Source organism: Algoriphagus sp. SE2 (genome assembly GCF_039563885.1).
Classification (GTDB): Bacteria; Bacteroidota; Bacteroidia; order Cytophagales; family Cyclobacteriaceae; genus Algoriphagus.
In genome coordinates this window covers 365,555-387,395 of the sequence record NZ_JBCLWJ010000001.1, presented here as the reverse complement: position 1 = coordinate 387,395, position 21,841 = coordinate 365,555, and the positions used below count along the sequence as shown (strand labels likewise).

General features: G+C 37.6%; 23 protein-coding genes. 8 read left to right on the top strand and 15 right to left on the bottom strand.

All coding sequences use genetic code 11. The annotated features are described in order from the left end of the window. Positions 1 to 91: 91 nt before the first annotated feature. Complete coding sequence (locus AAGF08_RS01625) at positions 92 to 514, top strand: nucleoside-diphosphate kinase (RefSeq protein WP_343509156.1); 423 nt, start codon at positions 92 to 94, stop codon at positions 512 to 514. 168 nt (positions 515 to 682) lie between these two features. Here the strand turns inward: AAGF08_RS01625 and AAGF08_RS01620 are convergent, their stop codons facing one another. Beyond that, a complete protein-coding gene (locus AAGF08_RS01620) occupies positions 683 to 1,666 on the bottom strand; it encodes a phytanoyl-CoA dioxygenase family protein (protein ID WP_343509154.1) in 984 nt (327 codons plus the stop codon). Positions 1,667 to 1,807: 141 nt separating this feature from the next. On the opposite strand from AAGF08_RS01620, the gene AAGF08_RS01615 reads away from it, so the two are divergent. The 3 genes from AAGF08_RS01615 (at position 1,808) to AAGF08_RS01605 (ending at position 4,265) form a co-directional block, all read left to right on the top strand. After that, positions 1,808 to 2,647 carry an AraC family transcriptional regulator gene (locus AAGF08_RS01615; protein ID WP_343509153.1) on the top strand — a complete coding sequence of 280 codons (840 nt, stop codon included), beginning with the start codon at positions 1,808 to 1,810 and terminating at the stop codon, positions 2,645 to 2,647. A 119-nt stretch (positions 2,648 to 2,766) separates the two neighbouring features. Then, entirely contained in the window at positions 2,767 to 3,534 is a 768-nt protein-coding gene (locus tag AAGF08_RS01610; protein ID WP_343509151.1) for a hypothetical protein, read from the top strand. A gap of 203 nt (positions 3,535 to 3,737) precedes the next feature. After that, positions 3,738 to 4,265: a hypothetical protein gene (locus tag AAGF08_RS01605; RefSeq protein ID WP_343509150.1), complete on the top strand. Its 528-nt coding sequence runs from the start codon at positions 3,738 to 3,740 to the stop codon at positions 4,263 to 4,265. Positions 4,266 to 4,411: 146 nt separating this feature from the next. Here the strand turns inward: AAGF08_RS01605 and moaA are convergent, their stop codons facing one another. The 11 genes from moaA to AAGF08_RS01550 form a co-directional block, all read right to left on the bottom strand. Continuing rightward, positions 4,412 to 5,428 carry a GTP 3',8-cyclase MoaA gene (gene moaA, locus AAGF08_RS01600; protein WP_343509149.1) on the bottom strand — a complete coding sequence of 339 codons (1,017 nt, stop codon included), beginning with the start codon at positions 5,426 to 5,428 and terminating at the stop codon, positions 4,412 to 4,414. Next, complete coding sequence (gene moaCB / locus AAGF08_RS01595) at positions 5,412 to 6,329, bottom strand: bifunctional molybdenum cofactor biosynthesis protein MoaC/MoaB (RefSeq protein WP_343509148.1); 918 nt, start codon at positions 6,327 to 6,329, stop codon at positions 5,412 to 5,414. Before moaCB ends, moaA begins: the two co-directional genes overlap by 17 nt. Positions 6,330 to 6,403: 74 nt before the next feature. Further along, complete coding sequence (locus AAGF08_RS01590) at positions 6,404 to 6,832, bottom strand: molybdenum cofactor biosynthesis protein MoaE (RefSeq protein ID WP_343509147.1); 429 nt, start codon at positions 6,830 to 6,832, stop codon at positions 6,404 to 6,406. After that, positions 6,813 to 7,844, bottom strand: coding sequence for a HesA/MoeB/ThiF family protein (locus tag AAGF08_RS01585; protein WP_343509146.1), 1,032 nt, complete (start codon positions 7,842 to 7,844; stop codon positions 6,813 to 6,815). The genes AAGF08_RS01590 and AAGF08_RS01585 overlap by 20 nt, the downstream gene beginning before the upstream one ends. Before the next feature lies 1 nt (position 7,845). Then, complete coding sequence (locus AAGF08_RS01580; protein WP_343509145.1) at positions 7,846 to 8,082, bottom strand: MoaD/ThiS family protein; 237 nt, start codon at positions 8,080 to 8,082, stop codon at positions 7,846 to 7,848. Positions 8,083 to 8,264: 182 nt separating this feature from the next. Beyond that, entirely contained in the window at positions 8,265 to 8,852 is a 588-nt protein-coding gene (locus AAGF08_RS01575; RefSeq protein WP_343509144.1) for a molybdenum cofactor guanylyltransferase, read from the bottom strand. 8 nt (positions 8,853 to 8,860) lie between these two features. After that, the gene (gene glp / locus AAGF08_RS01570; protein WP_343509143.1) at positions 8,861 to 10,033 is read right to left on the bottom strand and encodes a gephyrin-like molybdotransferase Glp; all 1,173 of its coding nucleotides are present in this window, start codon (positions 10,031 to 10,033) and stop codon (positions 8,861 to 8,863) included. A gap of 203 nt (positions 10,034 to 10,236) precedes the next feature. Then, positions 10,237 to 11,037 carry a TPM domain-containing protein gene (locus AAGF08_RS01565; RefSeq protein ID WP_343509142.1) on the bottom strand — a complete coding sequence of 267 codons (801 nt, stop codon included), beginning with the start codon at positions 11,035 to 11,037 and terminating at the stop codon, positions 10,237 to 10,239. After that, entirely contained in the window at positions 11,015 to 11,452 is a 438-nt protein-coding gene (locus AAGF08_RS01560; RefSeq protein ID WP_343509141.1) for a TPM domain-containing protein, read from the bottom strand. Before AAGF08_RS01560 ends, AAGF08_RS01565 begins: the two co-directional genes overlap by 23 nt. Positions 11,453 to 11,462: 10 nt before the next feature. Then, positions 11,463 to 12,053, bottom strand: coding sequence for a LemA family protein (locus AAGF08_RS01555; protein WP_343509140.1), 591 nt, complete (start codon positions 12,051 to 12,053; stop codon positions 11,463 to 11,465). Between the two features lie 121 nt (positions 12,054 to 12,174). Next, entirely contained in the window at positions 12,175 to 13,422 is a 1,248-nt protein-coding gene (locus tag AAGF08_RS01550) for an aspartyl protease family protein (protein WP_343509139.1), read from the bottom strand. Between the two features lie 217 nt (positions 13,423 to 13,639). Here AAGF08_RS01550 and AAGF08_RS01545 point away from each other — a divergent pair, with 217 nt between their 5' ends. Continuing rightward, entirely contained in the window at positions 13,640 to 14,113 is a 474-nt protein-coding gene (locus AAGF08_RS01545) for a transcriptional repressor (protein ID WP_343509138.1), read from the top strand. On the opposite strand, the gene AAGF08_RS01540 is transcribed toward AAGF08_RS01545, so the two are convergent. Together AAGF08_RS01540 and AAGF08_RS01535 are read right to left on the bottom strand one after the other, a co-directional pair. Continuing rightward, on the bottom strand, positions 14,110 to 14,550 hold the full coding sequence (locus tag AAGF08_RS01540; protein WP_343509137.1) for a hypothetical protein: 441 nt from the start codon (positions 14,548 to 14,550) through the stop codon (positions 14,110 to 14,112). The two genes, AAGF08_RS01545 and AAGF08_RS01540, sit on opposite strands and share 4 nt — an antisense overlap. A 9-nt stretch (positions 14,551 to 14,559) precedes the next feature. After that, positions 14,560 to 15,174 carry a cytochrome c oxidase subunit 3 gene (locus AAGF08_RS01535; protein WP_343509136.1) on the bottom strand — a complete coding sequence of 205 codons (615 nt, stop codon included), beginning with the start codon at positions 15,172 to 15,174 and terminating at the stop codon, positions 14,560 to 14,562. Between the two features lie 122 nt (positions 15,175 to 15,296). On the opposite strand from AAGF08_RS01535, the gene mfd reads away from it, so the two are divergent. From mfd to rluF, 3 genes are all read left to right on the top strand, one after another. Then, complete coding sequence (gene mfd / locus AAGF08_RS01530) at positions 15,297 to 18,650, top strand: transcription-repair coupling factor (protein ID WP_343509135.1); 3,354 nt, start codon at positions 15,297 to 15,299, stop codon at positions 18,648 to 18,650. Positions 18,651 to 18,826: 176 nt separating this feature from the next. Continuing rightward, the gene (gene gldJ, locus AAGF08_RS01525) at positions 18,827 to 20,050 is read left to right on the top strand and encodes a gliding motility lipoprotein GldJ (protein ID WP_343509134.1); all 1,224 of its coding nucleotides are present in this window, start codon (positions 18,827 to 18,829) and stop codon (positions 20,048 to 20,050) included. Between the two features lie 85 nt (positions 20,051 to 20,135). Continuing rightward, complete coding sequence (rluF, locus tag AAGF08_RS01520; protein ID WP_343509133.1) at positions 20,136 to 20,867, top strand: 23S rRNA pseudouridine(2604) synthase RluF; 732 nt, start codon at positions 20,136 to 20,138, stop codon at positions 20,865 to 20,867. Positions 20,868 to 20,869: 2 nt separating this feature from the next. On the opposite strand, the gene AAGF08_RS01515 is transcribed toward rluF, so the two are convergent. After that, entirely contained in the window at positions 20,870 to 21,715 is an 846-nt protein-coding gene (locus AAGF08_RS01515; RefSeq protein ID WP_343509132.1) for a glycoside hydrolase family 16 protein, read from the bottom strand. Positions 21,716 to 21,841 lie beyond the last annotated feature (126 nt).

Sequence of the window (21,841 nt, the reverse complement as noted above, 5' to 3'; positions counted from 1 at the left end):
TATAAGGTATAAATAGTTTAGAATACTCGGAAGATGTATTTAAATAACCTATTTTTGCGCCCGAATTGAACCAATCAAAATAAGATAACCCATGGCAGCAAACAAAACATTTACCATGATCAAGCCAGATGCTTTTGAAGCAGGCAACTCAGGAGCAATACTCAAAATGATTGAGGAAGCAGGTTTCAAAATCGTGGCAATGAAAGCTACCCAATTGACACCGGCAGTCGCTGGAAAATTCTATGAAGTTCACAAAGAAAGACCATTCTACGCTGATCTTTGCAAGTATATGTCCTCTGGACCAATCATCGCAGCTATTCTTGAAAAAGAAAATGCAGTAGAAGATTACAGAAATTTAATCGGTGCCACCAACCCAGCTAATGCTGCTGAAGGTACCATCAGAAAGATCTTCGCTAAGTCAATCGAAGCAAATGCTGTACACGGATCTGACTCTGACGAAAATGCTGAGATTGAAGGATCTTTCTTCTTCTCTCAATTTGAAAGAATAGGATAATTTTATTACCCAATCTATTCTTAAAGCACCTCGGTTGGGGTGCTTTTTTTGATTTTAGTCAATTCTTATCCAAATGATTTAGCCCCTCGAAAAGCTTTTTAATGATAGATTTAGCTAAAGATTATTTTCTATGAAGAGAATCTAACTTTTTAAAAATTGCTATTTCGATTACCATTTTTTTAAGCCCAATAGTTTTTTTCCTAAATCTGTTAATTCCGCCTTCTCATATTTTGTTTGTTCCCAGTTTCTGGGGTCTCCTGGAAAAGCATAACCTTCAGGAGCAATTCTTTTTTCCCAAGAATTAATCCGCCATTCTTTTAAGGATTCATCTTCTTCTTGAGCTGGCATCATAGAAATGTATTGGGCAATTCTAACCTTATTTTCCGATCGGTTGGGACGAATCCCGTGTGGCTCAGAGCTATTAAATATTAACAAATCACCCGCTTCCAGTGGTACTTTTACAATTTTATCCTCCAGCCCTGTCGTATCAGGCATGAAATGGTTTCTATCTTCCGGTTGGGTTAATTTCCAGGTATCATAATTTCTAAACAGCCAAGGAATACATTGAAATCCTCCCATGTTTTCATCGGTTTGATCTGCCAATGCCAATACTCCCTGAACATTCTGTGGCTTTGTTTCTGGATCATAGTCCCAGTGGATAAAACCTTTGTATTCATGCCCAGGACGCATGGGGAAATTCAGGTTAGCTCGATCAATTGTTACCCATAATTTTTCCGTTCCCCAAATATCCACGAATGCATCATATACTTTTTTTGTCTGGCGGTTATTCCAAAGGTGTTGGTTATTGTAAACTTCTACCATGCCTGTTCCAGCCAATTCTTTCATCTTCATTTCGGCACGGGGAGCCGTATACCAGGTACTTTTATCATTCGGGTTTTTGTCCTCAAATTCCCAAAGAAAGGCAGCCGTCTTTTTTGCTTGTTCCCTAGGAACTGCATTTTTAATCACCACGTAGCCATTTTCTCTCCAAAAATTCCATTGTTCCATTGTCAGCACTCTGAGCGTATCTTCCGTGGCTTCTGTTCTTAGGTTTACCTTACTGCTTTTTGCAGTAGAGGGATTACCTGGAATATCATTATGCTGGTTGTTCGGCTGCATGGTTGGGGTCATTGTTGGGTCTGTATTTTTCATCTGAGTCAATTTATTGATTAGACATAGGCACAAATTCAGAATTTCTCCAATAGATAATTTTATGATAGTTAACAGAAACTTGTACAATATTGATATTCAATAACTTTAAACTTATATTAAGATTCATTTTTGTGAAAGAACATGAAAATACAGCTTGAAACCATCAGTAGTCCGGATAAGTCATTTAGTATGATGTTCAATCCAAGGTTGAGCGACTTATTCTACTGGCACTTTCATCCGGAGTATGAATTGGTCTTTATAAAAGCAGCTACAGGAACCCGACATATAGGAGAGCACATCTCCACTTATGAGGGGAGTGATTTAGTATTGATTGGCTCGAATATCCCCCATTTAAACTTTGATTATGGAGTCAAAACAGAATATCAGAAGGTGGTCGTTCATCTCAAAAAGGAATTTGTTGAAACCCATTTTCAGGCAATCCCAGAATTAAATCCAATTCAAAGCTTATTTGAAAAGTCTAAATATGGGTTGGTTTTTAAAGGAGAAACAAAAAATCAGATCGGTGAAAAGTTGTTCCAATTAGAGCACTTGAATTCTTTTCAGCAATATATGCTTTTGCTGGAAGTGTTGGAGGAACTTGCTGACAGTTCAGCTATAGAATTATTGCATGATCAATCCTATCAAAATAAGTTTAGTGAGAGGGAGCAAGGTAGATTAAGGGCAATCTATGCTTTTGTTGACAAGAATTATCATCAAAAAATAGAACTTGCTGAGATAGCTGAAATCAGCAATATGACCAAGGAAGCTTTTTGTAGGTACTTTAAGAAAGCCAGCAAGTATAGTTTTATTGAATTTTTAAATCGCTATCGAATCAGTCAATCCAAGCGGCTCCTCATGTCTGGAAAGACGGTGAGTGACGCCTGCTATCTCACTGGTTTTGAAAGCCTTTCCTATTTTAATCGTACCTTCAAAAAAGTAGCGAATGAAAACCCACGGGATTTTAGAAAAAAGTATTTGTAAAGAAGAAAAAATCCTGAACGAAACAACTCAAATTGTTTCCTGTGAAACTTGTGGACAATTAGGATATACTCGCAATAAGTTCATGGAGTTGCGTATATAAAAGTGTTAGGCGTAATATTATGAGAGAGCTACAACACGACATAGAATTTAATGAAACTCATAACCGACTTGGTTTGAAAATTAATTCTCATCTAAACGGACTTGACAAAAGTAAAAAGGACGACAAACAGAAGATTTTAGAGTTATGTCAAATTGGGAAATTATTAGCGACTTACTTTAATGACTTTGAAATTATCCAAGTTACCGAAAAACCTGACTTCATAATTTCAAATGGACAAACACAATTCGGACTTGAACATGAATTAATTCTGGACTCGAAAGCTAAAGCACAAGAAGGATTTTATGAGAACATTTGCGATAAGGTCGAAGTGAACTTAGAAAATGACCCTTCTGTTCCAAATGTTCTTGTTAATTTATATTTGAAGGACAATTTGAGTTTTAAAATCAATGATAAAACACACCTAATAACACGACTGACAGAGTTAGCTAAACATTTTATAATGACAGGGGAATTGTACGACAATGACATCGTGAATGGTGCACACAAAATGAAACATACTCAAAAAAGTGTGATCCCGAATTTTGGAGCATATTGGCAAAAGACCATTACAAAGGACTTAATACTTGAGTACGTTTCAGAAAAGGAAAGTAAAATTTCTGCTTATAGACAAAATACAAGGTTACCTCAATGGTTAGTTTTAATAATTGGTGGCGTTGGACAAAGTTCGCTTGAGGTAAATGAATTGCTAAGTATTGAATTAGCGACCGACTTTGACAAAGTATTTTTATACGAAGACTTTGACAACAAATTATATGAACTCAAATAGAAATACTACGCCTAACACGGGTTTTGCGTCAGGCGGGGTGATATGCAAAAATTGAGCTTTGTGCTTCTATTCAAGTTTTGTACTTGCTGACAGTTTTGTGCTCCAAAACCCGCCCGAATGCAAAACCCGAAAACTTTAGCAAACATCTTAAGATGTACAGAAATTGAATAATGAGTATTTCAACAAAACCATTTCAATCACTTATGATAAATCATCATACTGAACTTGAATCATTTTTAGAAAAAGAATTTAATTGGATAGCAAAATTAATTGAACATCGAATGAATTCATATTTTAATCACGGTGACTTAAAGTCAATAATTTATGAAATACCATTTCCAAAGTTATCTGAAAGAAGTTCATACGAGATTTTCTTATCAAAACATGATTTTGGAATTGAAGGTCGTCTGATTATTTCAATGATTCTAGCATCGATTTTAAGGCCTGAGATTTTTGATGTTTTTTACATTAAAAACGAAATCACCGGACTAAAATTTTCTTGTTTTGGAGGCAAGTCAAAGGGAAATCGTTTCATCCCAACATATAGAACCGCAGTATTTATTTTATCAGGAAACAAATTACCTATATATCTTTCAAAGCTGTTCCAAAATGACCATGCATTTTCAAAATTCTCTATTTTGAATTTGTCTGGAACTTCATTATCATCAAATTTGGATAAAGCCATGAAACTTAATCCAGACATTGAAAATTTGCTATTGGGTATAGAATGAATAAGAGCTAAAAAACGTTTGCTAACAATGTATAACAGCAAATACGGCGGGTTCGACTACGTCTGAATCCTATCACAATTGCTAATGTCAGCTCTAAACCGAAAATTAACTCATTTTAACCCATACCAGACTGTTTTGCGAGACCGTTACCCTCCAATCGCAATCATGCTGCGATTATCGGAATGTAAAGTTGGATCAGATAATTTTTCCAGACTATCCATACCAGCCCTCACAGCTTTTTTATTGTAAATGGATTCTAAAATCAGTTTTTCCACATTCTCTCCTGCTCTTAATGCAGTTAGTAAATCAGTTTCCCGGTTGGAAAAGAGACAGTTTTTAATCTTTCCATTGGCAGTTAAGCGGATTCTGTTACAGGTTCCACAAAAGGGATTGGTTACCGACGAAATCACTCCAAAATTTCCCTGGTATCCCTTGATCTGAAATTTTCTTGCCGTCAGATTCTCCTCATCAGGAAGCGCAATTAAATTTTCTGAACCAAGAGCTGATCCCACAACGGACAAAACTTCCTGTTCGGATACCATTTTGGACCGATCCCATTTATTTCCATCAAAAGGCATAAACTCAATAAAGCGGGCAGAAATTGGTAAATCCTTGGTAAATCTTACAAAGTCCACTACCTCATCATCATTCAATCCTTTCATCAAGACGATATTCAGCTTTACTTCAAACCCTTCCTGAATAAAAAGATCCAGGTTATCCAGAGTCTTTTGAAAACCTGAACGTCTGGTAATTTCTTTAAAGCGTTCCTCTTTAAGGGTATCTAAGCTAAAATTGACTTTATTAAGTTTGTGCTTTTTAAAAATTGGTAAAAACCGATCCGCCAAAATTCCATTCGTTGTGATGGAAAGATCCACTGGAAACTGGGAAATCCGCTCCAAAATATCTTCAAAATCCTTTCGAAGTAGCGGTTCACCCCCAGTCAATCGGATCTTCTTTACTCCCAGACCTACAAATGTTCTGGTCAGACTTTCTATCTCCTCTGCATTCATGATGAATTTGGAAGGAGTCAAAGGAATCCCCTCTTCCGGCATGCAATATTTACAGCGGAGATTGCATTTCTCGATCAGAGAGATCCTGAGATAGTCATGTTTCCTACCAAATTGATCCTTAAGTACCTGAAGGTCTTCAGTCTTTTCCATCATGTTGCGTTCCTCTCAATACTTTAAATACGTGCAATAAATGCGGGAAAACCGCATCCATGGATTCTTTTGCTCCATTTGTTGATCCCGGCAAAGCCAAAACTAAACAATCCCCAATGGTACCTGCAACGGACCTGGAAAGCATGGCATAAGGTATGATTTTCTGTCCATAACTTCTGATCGCTTCCTCAATCCCTGGGATTCTTCTTTCTAAAATAGGTTCCAAAGCTTCCGGAGTTACATCCCTTTTAGAAAGTCCTGTGCCTCCAGCAAAGATGACCAATTTATTCGTGTCGGCATATTCCAGCGCCTTTTGGCGAATTAAATCCAAATCGTCAGGAATCACTTCATAGGACGAGACTTCCACTTCCATGGATTTCAACTTTTCCACAATGGCTTTACCTGCAGCATCCTCTTTGATTCCTTTGGACACAGAGTCTGAGCAGACAATCACTGCAGCCTGGATATTGTTAGGGCTTTGTTGCTTAAAGCTACTTTTCCCGCCTTTTTTCTCTACCAATCCCACTTCACGGATCACAATCCCTTTGTCGATAGGCTTGAGCATATCATACATAGTTAATGCAATCACCGAAGCTCCATGCATGGCTTCTACCTCTACACCCGTTTTATAAACAGTCTTGACCGTGATGAAGATATGAATTTCCAATCCCTGAATTTCATATTCAACTGCTGTGTATTCAATGGGTAGTGGATGACAATCCGGAATAGTGATATGGGTGTTTTTCACAGCAAAAAGACCCGCGACCTTTGCCATTTCGAAAACATTGCCTTTGGGTACTTTATTTTCAACCACCGCAGTAATTGTTTCAGGCATACTCACCTGCACTATAGCCTTTGCCTTTGCAACTCGTAACGTCGTTATTTTTTGGGTAATGTCTACCATTTTTAATTTTAATTCCAAATTAGAACCTCGACTTCCATCGGCAGGCACTAGGACTGATCACTTTTTCAGACTTTTCAACTATTTTCTTTCCACTGAGATTCCTCATTTTCAAAAATTTCCTTCCCGAAGATAGGAACTTCTGTTTTCACTTGATTCACCAGCCATTCAGTGGCCTCGTAAACTTGTTTTCTTCTAGGAGCAGAGACAAACACAAAAATGCAAATCCCGCCTACTTTTACATTTCCCAAACTATGGTAAATATGTAAGCAAGTGAGATCAAACTTTTCAAAAGCTGCCTCTCTGATTTCATGCAGTTTTTCATTCGCCATCTCTTCATAGCAAGTGAAGTCAATGGATTCAACTTTTTTACCATTCACTTCATCTCCTCTTACTTGTCCTAAAAAGATATTATGCGCACCGATGCTATGTTTGCCCTGATGCTTTGCTATTGAATCTGCAATGAATTCCGGAGAAATGGCTCCTTCAAGAAATACTTTTTTCATTTTTCGTTACTTGTATTAAATCTTTTGCTCCTCCACGGATCAACTTCAATTTCTGAAAACCTTTCTCAGAAAGATACTGTGCAGCTTTGAGGCTTCTGACACCAGACTGACAAAAGATGAGATATTCTTTTTCTTTATCTAAATCTTCCTGCTTCTGGGCTAAGATGGAAAGAGGTATTTGAAGGAGATTTTCCGATTGAATTTCAGGTAATTCATCCATTTCCCTCACGTCCAACAAGATTCCTTCTTTCAGAACAGCTTCCTCAGCGATAATCATTTCAAAGGAAGGAGAAATATTGGTCTTTTTATTTTTGGGCACCTTACCAAATTCAAAAACCTGTTGGGAATTTCTCAACAGATCGTAGATTAATAATTTCCCGGAAAGTACATCTCCTATTTCCAAAATTATCTTAATCGCCTCATTGGCTTGAAGCATTCCAATCAACCCAACAGTGGTACCTAATACTCCGGCCTCCGCACAATTGGGTGCTGACTGATTTTCTTGTGGAAATATGTCCCTATAACTAGGCCCATCCTGGTAGTTAAAAACTGAAACTTGACCTTGAAACTGATGAATGGAACCGTAGACAAAAGGTTTCCCGAGTTCCACGCACGTATCATTGATAACATACCGAATAAAGAGATTATCGGTAGCATCAATGATTAGGTCAAATTCCTTGAATATTGAAGGTGCATTTTTCGGAGTCAGATATTCCTCAAACACCAAAATATCCACCTCCGGGTTATTTCTGATGATGGAATTCGCAGCTTCTTTCGCTTTAAAATAGCCGAGTTGTTCCGAAGAATAAAGGACTTGTCTGTGCAGGTTAGATTCTTCAATCCTATCTCCATCAATAATTCCAATTTTCCCTATACCCGCTGCTGCCAAATACGGCAAGACCGCGCAGCCTAAGCCTCCAGCACCTATGACAAGTACTTTGCTTTTTATCAGCTTCTGCTGCCCTGATAGCCCTACTTGAGGCAATGTAATCTGGCGGATATAACGGTTCATTTCAGCCTCCGGAAAAGGGTGGTAAAAATGCTATTTCATCTCCATTCGAAAGTTTCTGATCCGAGTAGTTGGAGACAATTTTTCTATTCACAGCAATCTGGAAATTGTATTCTCCGAGATTATGACGAGATGATAAATCCGAAAGAATTTTGGATAAAGTAACATTCTCTTCCCCAATATCTTCAGAATCACGCTTTGCTGCTTCTGCTATTATCCCAAAATATTTTACCTGAATCATACACACTAAATTTTAAATCAATTTACGAACGGAATTGCATTTAGATTCTGAAAAATAAATTGAATCTAAAACATATACCAATTCTTGTATAAGTTTAAAACACTGTTTCCTCCACCGATAAATCCTAGAATCGGGTATTTATTGTGTTTTAATCAACTGCCATAAGACTTCATTTGTTCCATTTACAAGCTTTGGATCGCTATTCTAGATAAGTCTTCTGGTGAATTAATGTTTTGAATTGCTGAATGGTTTTGTCTGTTGACCTGGATTTTCTGAGGAGAATGATCATTAACCAATTGACAAAGTTTTAAATGATTTTTTAGAACTGCGTCCTTGAAAACTGAAACTACTTTTTTTTGATAACAACCAATCAACGGATAATCATGGGTTTCATCACAGAGAATGCTTATATCTTTTTCAGAGCTTGTCGCAGCTTGAATCAGATTATAAAGCAATTCAGTGGTGATTTTTGGAATATCACAGCTCAAAATCAAATTATACTGGAAATGGGAATGTGACAAAGCGGAATAAATACCTCCCACGGGACCTTTATTTTCAACTTTATCCTGAATTATTGGTAACTGGAACTTAGAATAATTTTCATTCTTTGTCACCAGTGTAATCTGGTCTGTCAAGGGGTCCACCGCCTCTAATATCCACTGAATAAAAGGTTTGCCATTAAATTCAACCAAGCCTTTCTCAGAATTCATTCGTGAACTCTTTCCTCCACAAAGAATATAAACAGCAATATTTTGGTACACTTTTCCCATCTGCAGAATTAAAGTTTAAACGAAATATACTTTACTTCCTCTCCCGCATGGATTTCTTTTACATCTTCAGGCACAAATAAAAACGCATTGCTCTGGGTGAAAGAAACCAACATACTTGAAGCTTGTTTTGGATATACTTCCAATTCCCCCCCATTTTCAAAAGCCTGAAGAAAGAGGGCTTTATTAAACTTATTTACATAATTCCCCTTTAGAATTCCTTTCTTCAAATTAATGTTGATTTCTGCTGTTCCATTCATTTTTCGAATAGCAGCAGTTACATAAATCAAAAAACAGGTTAATGAAGAGGCGGGATTGCCCGGCAAGGCAAACACATGTTTTTCTCCCTTTTTACCATACCAAAGTGGCTTTCCTGGCTTTTGATTTACCTTATAAAATTTTTCTTCTACGCCATTTCTTTCCAGGGATTCTTTCACATAATCATAATCCCCCACAGAAATCCCACCTGAAATCAAAACTATATCTGCCTTTAAAGCTTCTTGAATTGCCCTAAAAGTTGATTCTTTGTCATCCAAAACATGCTTTGAATGGATAATCTCAACATTTTCTAATTTCAGGGCAGATTCAAGCATAATCTTATTACTCTCATAAACCGATCCTGGCTTTAGTTCGGTCCCGGGTTCTTGCAACTCATTCCCTGTGACAATCAGTGAAACTTTGGGAATGTTAGTAACTAAAACTTCTGAAATTCCTAAACCCGCCAAAAATCCTATAATCGCAGCATTGATTCTTGTTCCCCTTTTAAGAACAATCTCTCCTTTTTTTATTTGTTCACCTACAGGCCTAACATTCGTTCCTTTTTCCGGCATTTTTAGAATATGAATGCCTGAAGCAGTTTTTTCAATGTGTTCCTGCATTACCACCGTATCTACTTGATCAGGAACTCGAGCTCCAGTAAAGATTCGAATGCAATCAGTTTCACCAATTTCAAACTCTACAAAATCTCCCGCTTTACTTTCTCCTTTTAACTGAAACTCCAGATTTTTACCATGTTTAAATGCATATCCATCCATTGCAGATTGGCGAAAAGGAGGCAAATTAATAGGGGCTTCCACGTCTTGCGCTAATGTATAACCATTAACTTCGGCTAAAGGCAAGACAACCGGTTCAAGAACATCTGTATTTTTATCAATAATAGAAAGGGCTTCAAAAACTGAAATCATAATTTTTTAGAGATGAAATATTAAGTATACATAGACCTTGGTAAAAAAGCACGTTTGTGAAGAAGAGTTTTATAAGGCAAGAGTAAAATGTAACCAATCAACAATTGAAATTGGAAGGATTATCCCAAAAAAATACCTGAAACCATTTCAGGTTCCAGGTAACTTTTAAGCTTATAAACTTTACAATTCTAATTTCTAAAGAACTACCAACTTCCTCCGGCTCCGCCGCCACCAAAGGATCCACCGCCGAAGCCGCCAAATCCTCCACCGCCGCCGCCGAAACCGCCGCCACCAAAGCCTCCTCCTCTACGTCCACCACCACCAAGCAAGTTTGCAAGCATGATCGTAGTCCAAAGATCTACTCCTCCGCCTCGACCACCCATATGATTATCATTATCCTTCTTGTTTCGAATCAACGGGAGAATTACAAAAAAGAAAATGAATAGTAAAAGCATGAAAATTGCTCCTCCACCTTTACCTTTTGTTTCTACATCTTCTGCAGTATATTCTCCAGAAGCTAATTTGAAAATCATATCAGTTGCTTGATCCAAGCCCTGATAATAGGCTTCCATTTTAAAGTTGGGAATAATCAACTGCTCGACGATTCTTTTAGCCAATGCATCCGGGATTGCCCCTTCCATTCCATATCCAGTAGCAATGAATACTTTTCTATCATCCATGGCTGCCAGGATTAAGATCCCATTGTCATTTTGAGACCCTCCAATTCCCCAGGCATCTCCCAATCGAAACGCATAATCAGAGATATCGTATTGACCTACGGAGCGCATCATGACGATAGAAATCTGAGTGGAAGTACTGTCATTGTATGCAACTAGTTTATTCTCCAATTGCTGAACTTCCGAGGTAGAAAGTGTAATGGTGAAATCATTTACCAAGCGTGGAGGATTCGGTGCAGGCGGAAAATCCTGCGCAAATACCCTCCCGGTAAACAATAAGAGAATAAATACTAGTGAACGGATCTTAGGATCCAAAAGAAATGTCATCAGGAAGTTCGTTTATATCTGAATCGCCTTGGTGCGGGAAGTGTTCTCCAAGTTGGGTTCCGGCCTCTTTTATGCCTTCAATCAGACCCTCTGTAAATTCGCCAGCCTTAAATCGGGTGGTCATTTGTTCTTTAATTTTTTCCCAGAAATTTTCTGGAACAACTTCATTTATTCCGGAATCTCCAAGAATGGCAAATTTTCTATCCTCCACAGCCAGATAGAACAAAACCCCATTTCGATCTTGAGTCTGGTACATTTTTAGTTTATCAAAAACGACTATCGCGCGATCAACAACATCGCCTTTACAGCGACTTTCAATGTGTACCTGAATTTCTCCGGAAGTGGAAACTTCTGCAGACTGAATAGCATCAACAATTGCCTTCTTGTCTGCAGAAGAAAATAATTTTTCTGCCATAATTCTTTACTTAAAACTGTACTGACGGAGCATTTTCTGAACCGGCAGCAGCTTCGAAATAGCCTTTAGCTTCGAAGCCATACCATCCCGCAAAGATGTTATTTGGGAAGGTTCTTAGATTAGCATTATAAGCTTGAACCGACTCATTAAAGTTCCTTCTCGCTACAGCTATTCTGTTTTCTGTTCCTTCCAGCTGGGCTTGAAGTTCCAAAAAGTTTTGATTTGCTTTCAGGTCAGGGTATCGCTCTACAGTTACCAATAACCTGCTCAATGCCCCCGAAAGTTGATCCTGGGCCTGCTGAAATTCTGCCAGTTTTTCAGGTGTCAAATTCCCTGCATCCACATTGACTGAAGTAGCTTTTGCCCTTGCCTCGACTACACCCGTAAGTGTTTCCTGCTCAAAGTCTGCATATCCTTTCACTGTATTTACAAGGTTGGGTATCAAGTCAGCTCTTCGTTGATATTGAGTCTGTACTTCAGCCCATTGACCGTTGATCTGTTCTTCAGTCTGAACAAATTGATTATACGTTCCTACTGCCTTGGTGTACATATAAATACCCACCACGGCTAATATCAAAATAGGAATCAATAGCTTTTTCATAGTCTGTTTTTTGGTTTAGAAATCGGAATTAATCACGAAAAACATTATAATAAGTTCGATAATGTCTCGCTACCGGGGCTCAAAAATATTCATTTTTTAATCCAATTCGGACTATAGATGGTTAAATCTGCTTTTTCAACACAATCCGAAAACGCATGTCCTCATATTTTGTGAGGTCCAATCCTTCGTACCTGCGGATTTCCAATTCTATTTCTTTCCCCTCTTCCGATCTAAATAATTTGATCACCTCTGAAAGCTCCCAGATAATTATAGGAATTTTATTAATAGATAATATTTCGTCGAAAGCTAAGATACCAGCTTTACTTGCAGGAGAATTATCTCTTACTTGACCGACATACATCCTATGCTCATCATTTGTGACCTTTTTGACCTCAATACCACTCATGTCATATTCAAAAGCTGCATAAAATTGTTCGCCTCTATGAATTAGTAATCTCTCACGCGGATAATCAAAAATTAATTTCATCCTTCCCAAAACTTCAGCCCCAATACTTCCCTGCCTACCTGATTCTTTGATTACATAGCTAAATGGAGTTTCCTCTGGGTAGGAAGTAAGAACATCATTTAGGTGAAACCCAGAAATATTCAAATCTCTTACTCTGCCTACAAAACCAAATAATTCACCCCCTAGACTTTGACCTAATTCCGTTTCAATGAAGAGTTCTGGCAGTCTGATATCCTCGGAGGTCTCTTTGTTTAATAACAATCCATGATTCGCTCCGGTATCAATCAGTAGTTTCGGGTTAAGCACAGGCCCAGTTTGTTGCCTAACTTTCGCAGTAATATATGGTTTGTGGTTTTCAATGGACATTGGAACTTTTTTATAAAATGGAGGCCTCCATTTCATGGCATCTTTTTCATAAAAACTAATTATGCCTTTGTCATAATCGATCTTAACAGGATTATATTTAAAAAATTCATATCCAATAATTCCATAAACCGGAATTCCTATTACGGCTTCCAACTCCAAAAAATCTTCCTCCAACACCAGCAGGTTTTGAAAAACTCCTTCTACCGGTCCTAAGTCGAGATGGTTTGTAGGGGAGACGAAAGCCACCAAACTAGCCGCTCCATCTGCACCTACCAGATTCAATTTTCTGGAATAGGACAAATCCATGGCATCTCCTAAATTTTTACTAAAAAGAATATTTGCCCTTACTCCCGTATCTACCAAAAAATTAATTGGATAAGTCCCATTTATTGAAACCGTAACGATTATTAAATTATTAGATGCGTAAAATGGAATGTCCACTTTTCTGCGTTCTTCTTTCATGAAAAACCCAGGAATCTGGGCATTGACAATACCTGAATAGATTAAACAAAAAAATAGTGATACAACTATCTTCATATTCATTTTAGCTCGAAAAACCCGGGTGACAGATTTAATATAACTTTTTTTGAAAAAAGTGCACAGAATAATTCAATTTCTTGTAGGTAGGATATAATATACGCATTTAATCGAGCTTTGTTGAATTTAGAATAAAACCAAATAAGGAGGTATTGGTTGCACTTTCTTGTCAAAAATTTCAGAATATTCCATCTTTATTGTTATTCAATATTAAAATATGGCTGACAAAGCTCTCATCGAAAAAGCAAAAAAGATTTTTGAAAACTTCCTGACTAAGCAAGGAAGTAGAAAAACCCCAGAACGATTTTCGGTAATTGATGAATTATATTCACTCCCTGAAGATGAGCATATGGATGTGGAAGGACTTTTTCTCAGCATGCGTAACAAAGGATATACCATCAGTAGGGCAACAATATATAATACATTGGATCTTTTGGTTGAAAGTGGTTTGGCAGTAAAGCACCAGTTCAAAGATAAAGTTGCACTTTATGAACAAGCCCTTACCTACAAACACCATGATCATCATGTATGTAATCAATGTCGGAAAATCCGAGAATTTTCTGACCCAAAAATCACTGAAATTAAAGAGGCTATAGGCAAAGAATTTAAATCTGCCATAAAAAGCCACTCACTCGTTTTATATGGAGATTGTTTAATTGTGGATTGTGAAAACAAGCCAGCTCTGATCTAATTCTTTTTGAAAATTTTCTTATAGATCGGAATTCTGTATCCAAATTGAAGCAACATAGCGGGATATAATAACCAAGTCAATATGAGGAAGGGTGCTTTATAGCTGATTTCATCTTGGATAATTGAATTTTCCCCTACTTTAAAAATGCGGTGTTTATGTCTCCAATATTTCAAAAAGAAAGGTAATTCAACTCCTTGATCAATAAAATAGAATTCCTCTTCAGTAGTTTTATCTTCGATAATTTCACTAACCCACTTCTGTTGAAAAAAAATGAAATTCAATTCAAGGGAAACTAAATCTCCTTTTTTGGATCCATCAAACCTTAGGAGCTTGACTGGCGGAAAAGGAGGACTGAGCTTTTTGAATAAGGTTTTGTCAAATCCTTCCTTAACACTCAGGAAATCCTGCTCAACTTGAGTTTTTATTATAATTTCCATTTTTTTGGATTAAAAGCTTAGAACAAAGAGAAAGAATAAAATCAGCCAGATCACATCCATAAAATGCCAATATCGAGTAAAAAGACGAATCCTCATTTTTTCATAAGGGTTTGTTAAAAGCACTAAGTTTTTGATTTGATCCCTTTGTTTATTCCTTAGCTGAACCCACATGATCACAGCAAAAACCATAGCTCCTAGCAAATGAAAAATATGAATTCCTGATAGTACATAAAGGAAGCTACCACTTGGTATGCCGGTAAAATTGATCCCCATATTTGATAGCTCCATCCAACCTATTACTTGTGAAAAAGTGAATGCTATTCCCAAAAACAAAGTGTTTCTCAAAGCCACCTGAAGCCTTTCCGTATTTTCCTCTAAGTAATAAATTCTCATTTTACTAGCAGAGTATCCACTCATGATGATCAGAAGCGTCGATACCAAAAAAGCAATTGGAACCCGGCTGTTCAGGCCTTCCAGTTGATTAAGTCCGGAAATAAGGAAAGCAACGGACAAAAAAAGAAATATCAAGCCACTGCCGAGCATTCCCAGATATAACATTGTTTCGTAAGGGTGCAAACTTTCCAGTTTTTGGAACCAGCTTTGCGAATCTTTTGTATTCCCCATGTTTCCTAAACATTTTAAGAGTCCTTAGGTTCAGAATTCTCTAAATCAAATCAATTTATCACTAAAGACAACAGAATGCCCTAAATTTGGGCTGAATCCCCTTACTCTCAAACCATTTTATTTTGGATCGACAGGCATTTCTATCTATCTACCAATCAGACCCCATCTTTCAGACGCTTTCTCATGAATTAAGTCAGAATGAAAAGTATACGCTACAAATAAAGGGTCTGTCTGGAAGTTTGGACATGGTACTTTTTGCAAATTACTTTCAAAAATACGGTGGTTTTCATCTAATTATCGCTCAGGATAAGGAAGAAGCAGCCTACCTTAATTCCGATCTTCAAAATTTGTTGCATGTGGAAGATCATATGATTTTCCCTTCCAGTTTTAAACGGGCTTATCAATACGAAGAGGTAGATAATGCAAATGTATTACTGAGATCCGAGATTCTAAACCAAGTATTAGAAGCCAAATCATCCTCTAAAGTAATCATTTCTTATCCTGAAGCCCTTTACGAGCGGGTGATAAACAAAAGATCCTTACTTGAAAATACTTTTACCGCAAGTGTAGGGGAGTCTGTGGACATGGAATTCGTGGCAGAGATATTGACAAGCTACGATTTTGAGAAAACTGATTTTGTCTACGAACCTGGACAATTTGCTATTCGGGGAGGTATTTTAGATGTCTTCTCTTTCTCGAATGAGCATCCTTATCGTCTAGAGCTTTTTGGAAAAGAAATAGAAAGTATCAGAACATTTGATCCGGAAAGTCAGCTTTCCATTTCCAGTGTGGATAAGATTTCCTTGATTCCAAATGTACAAACCAAACTACTACAGGAAGTTCGTCAATCTTTCTTGAGCTTTCTTCCAGATGATTGTAAAATCTGGCACAAGGACTATCAACTTACGCTTGATGTCATGGATGAATGCTTTCACAAAGCTGAACAAGCTTTTGGTGTGATCGCAAAACAAACGCAAACGGATAAATTAATGCTAAAACCAGCAGATCTTTTCGAAAAAGGAAAAGATTTTGCAAATCTGGCAAAGACCCATTCTCAAATTGAATTTGGGAAACAGTTTTATCTCAAAGGAGCAAAACAATTCAAATGGGAAAGTCAACCTCAACCTTCCTTCAATAAGAATTTTGATTTGTTGGTTAGCAATTTTGCAGAAAATGAAAAAAGAGGATTCACCAATATTTTAATAGCCGAAAACGAAAAGCAAATTGATCGATTATTAGGGATATTCAAAGAGCTTGACCCTACCCTTCAGATCCAAAGTATGCTTTTAGGATTGAGAGAAGGATTTGAAGATCGTGTTCTGAAATTGGTCTGTTATACAGACCATCAGCTATTCGAACGATTTCACCGATACAAAACCAGAATCAAGGCAAGCAAGTCCAAAGCGTTAACAATAAAAGAACTAAAGGCCTTGCATCCCGGAGATTATATCGTTCACATAGATTATGGAGTCGGTAGGTTTGCCGGACTTGAAAAAGTGGAAGTAAATGGAAAGCTACAAGAGGCAGTCAGGTTAGTCTTCCGGGATGATGACTTGCTTTACGTCAATATCCATTCACTTCATAAGATCTCAAAATATTCCGGACAAGAAGGAACGATGCCCTCCATGTCCAAATTAGGCTCGCCGGAGTGGGACAATAAAAAGAAAAAGGTTAAAAGACAGGTCAAAGACATCGCAAAGGATTTGATCGCACTATATGCTAAGAGAAGGTCCGCCTCAGGTTTTTCTTTTAGTAGAGACTCTGTCCTTCAAGTGGAATTAGAATCATCCTTTATCTATGAAGACACGCCGGATCAAGCATTGTCGACTGCCGATGTCAAAGCAGATATGGAAAAATCTTATCCAATGGACCGATTAGTTTGTGGTGATGTTGGGTTTGGTAAAACAGAAGTTGCTATTCGGGCTGCCTTCAAAGCAGTGAATGATAGAAAACAAGTAGCTGTTTTAGTTCCGACCACTATTTTGGCCATGCAGCACTACCAGACTTTTAGTGAAAGATTAGAGAATCTACCCGTAAAAGTTGAATACATCAATAGGTTTCGATCCGCAAAGGAAATCAAAGAGATTATTTCGCAGGTGAAATCGGGTGAAATCGATATTTTGGTAGGAACCCATAAAATTGTCAATAAAGATATAGTCTTCAGAGATTTGGGCCTTTTAATCATAGATGAAGAACAAAAGTTTGGTGTAAAGGTAAAAGACCAATTAAAGAATCTAAGAGTCAATGTAGATGTTTTGACCTTGACAGCCACACCAATTCCGAGAACCCTACATTTCTCTCTTATGGGGGCAAGGGATTTATCCGTTATTGCTACCCCTCCACCCAATAGGCAACCAGTAACCACAGAGGTAGTCACTTTTCAAGAGGAAAAAATAAGGGATGCTGTTGCTTATGAGTTGAGGCGTGGTGGACAAGTTTTCTTTGTCCATAATCGGGTTGGTGAGATAGATAGCATTGCCAATTTGATTATGAAATTAGTACCAGATGCTAGAGTAGTTGGGGCACATGGTCAAATGGATGGGAAGAAACTCGAAAAAATCATGGTGGGTTTTATTGACCATGAATACGACGTCTTAGTTTCTACTAATATCATAGAATCAGGTTTGGACATTCCTAATGCCAATACGATCATCATCAATCGAGCACATATGTTTGGGTTGAGCGACCTACATCAAATGCGTGGTCGTGTCGGCAGGAGTAATAAAAAGGCCTTTTGTTATTTATTGACTCAGCCAATGTCTGGCCTTACTCCTGAGGCGAGAAAGCGTTTGCAGACGCTCGAAGAATTTTCAGATTTGGGAGATGGTTTTAAAGTTGCAATGAAAGACCTGGATATTCGTGGTGCTGGAAATTTACTTGGTGCCGAACAAAGTGGATTTATAACAGACTTGGGCTTTGAGATGTACCATAAAATTTTGGATGAGGCCGTTCAAGAATTGAAGGAAAATGAATTTGCTGCTTTATTCGAAGTAGACCTCAAGGAAAAAGTAAAAGTCTTGGTGCAAGATTGTACCATAGAAACCGATTTGGAGTTATTGATACCAGAGGAATATGTTACCAACATTTCGGAACGATTGGGGTTATATTCCAAGCTTGACGCAATCAAAAATGAAGAGGAGTTAGACAAGTTTTCCAGCATGCTGCTGGACAGGTTTGGTCCTTTGCCGAGTTCTGTGGAAGACCTTATGGAAACAGTAAGATTAAGATGGACGGCTGAACGGCTTGGAATAGAAAAATTAAGCTTGAAAGGAAATCTAATGAAGTGTTATTTGCTCCCATCCTCAAGAGACGATTTTTACTCTTCTGCCATTTTCGGGAAAATCATGAAATTTGTTCAGAACCACGCAAAAAGAAGTAAAATAAAAGAACATAAAAACCGTTTGATTCTTACAGTGTCGGAAGTTCCAAGTATATCTAAAGCTCAAATTGCTTTAAAAGAGATGGCGGAATCATGATTTAATGAATATTTAATTGGCATAAATATTGCATTTTTTCATACCGATTTTGTTGAATACCTAAAAATTTGCATGTTAAGGAGCTTTTCTTAAACTTGCGACCTTGAAAATTGATTGGAAGTGGTGCGTTTTGCTCCTATATTTACAAATTGATCTAGACTTTAATACCTATAAATATGCGTCTTAGTAACAAATCATGGGGAATGTGGACAGCGGTTTTAGTAATTACCGCAGGTTCAATTCTTACCTCTTGTAACAAAACTCCAGGGTATGGTAGAAGAACTGCCAACAACCCAGGTAAAAAAAGTGCGACAACAGGAGCTGAGTTCAGTTTTGAAGAAAATGATTCAACCAACTTTTTTGTAGCGAAAAACGCAGAACAAATTCCTGGACCAAACCTAAAATTTATCCAAGGTGGTCGAGCAGTTCTTGGTTCGCAGGAAGAAGACGTTATGGCATTCCGAGATAATCAGGAAAGGACCGTAACGATTTCTAATTTCTACATGGACGAAACTGAAATCACGAATAATGATTATCGTGAATTTCTGTTTGCGATGAAGAAAAACGTAAGTGCAGATTCAATTCTGAAATTAGAACCTTCAGAAAATGTTTGGTCTGGAGCAATGTCTTTCAATGATTTGTATCAGTCTTACTATTTCAGATTTCCTGGATTCAATTTCTATCCTGTTGCTGGAGTTTCTTGGACACAGGCAAATGTGTATTCTAAGTGGAGAACTGAATATGTTCAGGAAATCATCAGAAAAGAAAGAGAAATCGATTCTACTTTTACCAAAAATCAGTTGATCGAACGAGGAGTTGCAATGGCTGATTTCCGTCTGCCTAACGAAGGGGAGTGGGAATATGCTGCAAAAGCGATGATAGGAACGCAGTATCTTGACGAAAATCAGGAATATGGAAGAATCTATCCATGGGATGGACGAGGCGTTAGAAATCCATACAACGTAAAGAGAAAAGGTAAGCAAGGTGATTTCTTGGCCAACTTCAAAAGAGGTCGTGGTGATTATGCAGGTATTGCTGGAAATCAAAGAAATGATGGAGAAATCCTTCCAACCAATGTTTATGATATGGCTCCAAATGATTTCGGTCTTTATCATATGGCTGGGAATATGAATGAGTGGGTTTATGATGTATATCGTCCACTTTCATATCAGGATTTTGATGACCTTAATCCATTGAGAAAAGATGGAGCTTACGATGAAATCGATAATTATGAGACCTCCATGCTAAGCGATGAGTTTAGAGTTTACAAAGGTGGTTCTTGGAAAGATGTTGCTTATTGGCTTGCCCCAGGTACGCGTAGATTTATGCACCAGGATTCTGCTACCAATTCTATTGGTTTCAGATGTGCGATGATTTCTATTGGAGAAAAAGGAAAGTAATTCTTAAGTTATAAAAGTTAAAGAGCCCCGAATCATTTATTGTTTCGGGGTTTTTTATTTGCAGAGAATCAAGGAATTTTAAGATATGGAAGAAAATCAGGGGATCCGGATAAATAAATATCTGAGCGAAGCAGGGTTTTGTTCCCGAAGAGAAGGGGATAAGCTGCTACAAGCAGGAAGGATTACTTTGAATGGGAAAATACCTGAAATTGGCACTAAGGTAATGCCAAATGACATAGTCAAAGTAGATGGAAAAGCAGTAGGAAAACCCCTGCAGAAACATGTTTATATTGCCTTTAACAAACCTGTTGGTATAGTATCAACGACCGATACGAAAGGGGAGAAAGACAATATGATTGATTTCATAGGTCATCCTCAACGCATATTTCCAATAGGGAGGTTAGATAAAGACTCCGAAGGTCTCATTTTTTTAACCAGTGAAGGGGATATCGTCAATAAAATACTCCGTTCAAAAAACAATCATGAAAAAGAATACATTGTCACAGTGGATAAGCCCATACATGATCGGTTTATTCAGCGAATGGCGGGAGGAATTCCCATCTTGGAAACGGTAACTGACCCATGTAAAGTAGAAAAAATTTCCCGATTTAAATTCCGAATTATTTTGACGCAGGGTCTCAACCGGCAGATTAGACGTATGTGTGAGTATTTGGGGTATGAGGTAAAACAATTGAAAAGAATTCGAATCATGAACGTACACTTGGACATTCCTGTCGGAAAGTGGAGAGACCTAACAGAAAAGGAACTCAAAGAATTGAATTATCTGGTTTCTGACAGTTCCAAAACCTTTGATTAAACTTACTTTTTCTGATAAACTCTCACATAATCAATCAGATATTCTTTTGGAAATTCAGTTCCGGATGGATCTCCTCCATTTGCCCCTAAGGCTAAGTTCAATAAAATGTAATGAGGCTGGTGAAATGGATTAAATCCATCAGGATTGAGGATGGTTGAAAGATCTACCTCATTCAAAAGTTCTCCATCGAGATAAAGTCTGATAAAATTTTCCGTCCAGTACATTTTCCAGATGTGAAATTTCTCTTGCCAGTTTGGGTCTTTCATTAAAAAATCGGCAAAAGGAATTTTCGCTTCATCCCAATTCGCTCTTTTTTTGGCATCTGCCCAAGCCACATTTGCCAAAATCGTCTTCTCTCTATTAACCTGATAAAACTCCATCACATCTACCTCTCCATTAGCCGGCCAGGGCTTTGATATACCCAAAGTCCAAATAGCAGGCCACATTCCTGAAGCAGTATCAAACTTTGCCCGTACCTCCAAAATCCCGTATTGAAATTCAAACTTACCTCTAGTATTTATACTTGAAGATGTATATTCAGCAAACTCTCTGGACTTTTTCCAATTATTACTTCCTTCTTCAAATGTCGGATTTTTTACTTTTTCCCTTCTACCCTGAATCTGCAATACGCCATTAGTCTGAATGGCATTGGCCTCTTGGTACCACTGGAGCTCATTGTTTCGAACGAATCCTTCCTCAAAATTCCATTTTGAATTATCTATTAATCCCTCCCCATTAAAATCTTCTTCCCAGATGAGCATAAATCCTTTAGGTAAATCTTGACCATAGGAATTTTGAATTTGTGTTATAAAAAAGAAGGCAAGAAATAGTTTTAAAACTGAATGCATGAGATTGGAATTGATCGATTAAGATACTGCAAATGATTTTTGATCTAAAAAAAATTCAGGGAAGGATACAAATTTGGACACTTAAATATCATGAGGAACAGCAAAAAAACTCTACAACAACTTGAA

What these genes read in the sequence shown, in the direction of transcription:
- AAGF08_RS01625 (WP_343509156.1), top strand. Translation starts at nt 92, where the DNA reads ATGGCAGCAAACAAAACATTTACCATGATCAAGCCAGATGCTTTTGAA.
- AAGF08_RS01620 (WP_343509154.1), bottom strand. Translation starts at nt 1,666, where the DNA reads ATGAAAAATACAGACCCAACAATGACCCCAACCATGCAGCCGAACAAC.
- AAGF08_RS01615 (WP_343509153.1), top strand. Translation starts at nt 1,808, where the DNA reads ATGAAAATACAGCTTGAAACCATCAGTAGTCCGGATAAGTCATTTAGT.
- AAGF08_RS01610 (WP_343509151.1), top strand. Translation starts at nt 2,767, where the DNA reads ATGAGAGAGCTACAACACGACATAGAATTTAATGAAACTCATAACCGA.
- AAGF08_RS01605 (WP_343509150.1), top strand. Translation starts at nt 3,738, where the DNA reads ATGATAAATCATCATACTGAACTTGAATCATTTTTAGAAAAAGAATTT.
- moaA (WP_343509149.1), bottom strand. Translation starts at nt 5,428, where the DNA reads ATGATGGAAAAGACTGAAGACCTTCAGGTACTTAAGGATCAATTTGGT.
- moaCB (WP_343509148.1), bottom strand. Translation starts at nt 6,329, where the DNA reads ATGGTAGACATTACCCAAAAAATAACGACGTTACGAGTTGCAAAGGCA.
- AAGF08_RS01590 (WP_343509147.1), bottom strand. Translation starts at nt 6,832, where the DNA reads ATGAAAAAAGTATTTCTTGAAGGAGCCATTTCTCCGGAATTCATTGCA.
- AAGF08_RS01585 (WP_343509146.1), bottom strand. Translation starts at nt 7,844, where the DNA reads ATGAACCGTTATATCCGCCAGATTACATTGCCTCAAGTAGGGCTATCA.
- AAGF08_RS01580 (WP_343509145.1), bottom strand. Translation starts at nt 8,082, where the DNA reads ATGATTCAGGTAAAATATTTTGGGATAATAGCAGAAGCAGCAAAGCGT.
- AAGF08_RS01575 (WP_343509144.1), bottom strand. Translation starts at nt 8,852, where the DNA reads ATGGGAAAAGTGTACCAAAATATTGCTGTTTATATTCTTTGTGGAGGA.
- glp (WP_343509143.1), bottom strand. Translation starts at nt 10,033, where the DNA reads ATGATTTCAGTTTTTGAAGCCCTTTCTATTATTGATAAAAATACAGAT.
- AAGF08_RS01565 (WP_343509142.1), bottom strand. Translation starts at nt 11,037, where the DNA reads ATGACATTTCTTTTGGATCCTAAGATCCGTTCACTAGTATTTATTCTC.
- AAGF08_RS01560 (WP_343509141.1), bottom strand. Translation starts at nt 11,452, where the DNA reads ATGGCAGAAAAATTATTTTCTTCTGCAGACAAGAAGGCAATTGTTGAT.
- AAGF08_RS01555 (WP_343509140.1), bottom strand. Translation starts at nt 12,053, where the DNA reads ATGAAAAAGCTATTGATTCCTATTTTGATATTAGCCGTGGTGGGTATT.
- AAGF08_RS01550 (WP_343509139.1), bottom strand. Translation starts at nt 13,422, where the DNA reads ATGAAGATAGTTGTATCACTATTTTTTTGTTTAATCTATTCAGGTATT.
- AAGF08_RS01545 (WP_343509138.1), top strand. Translation starts at nt 13,640, where the DNA reads ATGGCTGACAAAGCTCTCATCGAAAAAGCAAAAAAGATTTTTGAAAAC.
- AAGF08_RS01540 (WP_343509137.1), bottom strand. Translation starts at nt 14,550, where the DNA reads ATGGAAATTATAATAAAAACTCAAGTTGAGCAGGATTTCCTGAGTGTT.
- AAGF08_RS01535 (WP_343509136.1), bottom strand. Translation starts at nt 15,174, where the DNA reads ATGGGGAATACAAAAGATTCGCAAAGCTGGTTCCAAAAACTGGAAAGT.
- gldJ (WP_343509134.1), top strand. Translation starts at nt 18,827, where the DNA reads ATGCGTCTTAGTAACAAATCATGGGGAATGTGGACAGCGGTTTTAGTA.
- rluF (WP_343509133.1), top strand. Translation starts at nt 20,136, where the DNA reads ATGGAAGAAAATCAGGGGATCCGGATAAATAAATATCTGAGCGAAGCA.
- AAGF08_RS01515 (WP_343509132.1), bottom strand. Translation starts at nt 21,715, where the DNA reads ATGCATTCAGTTTTAAAACTATTTCTTGCCTTCTTTTTTATAACACAA.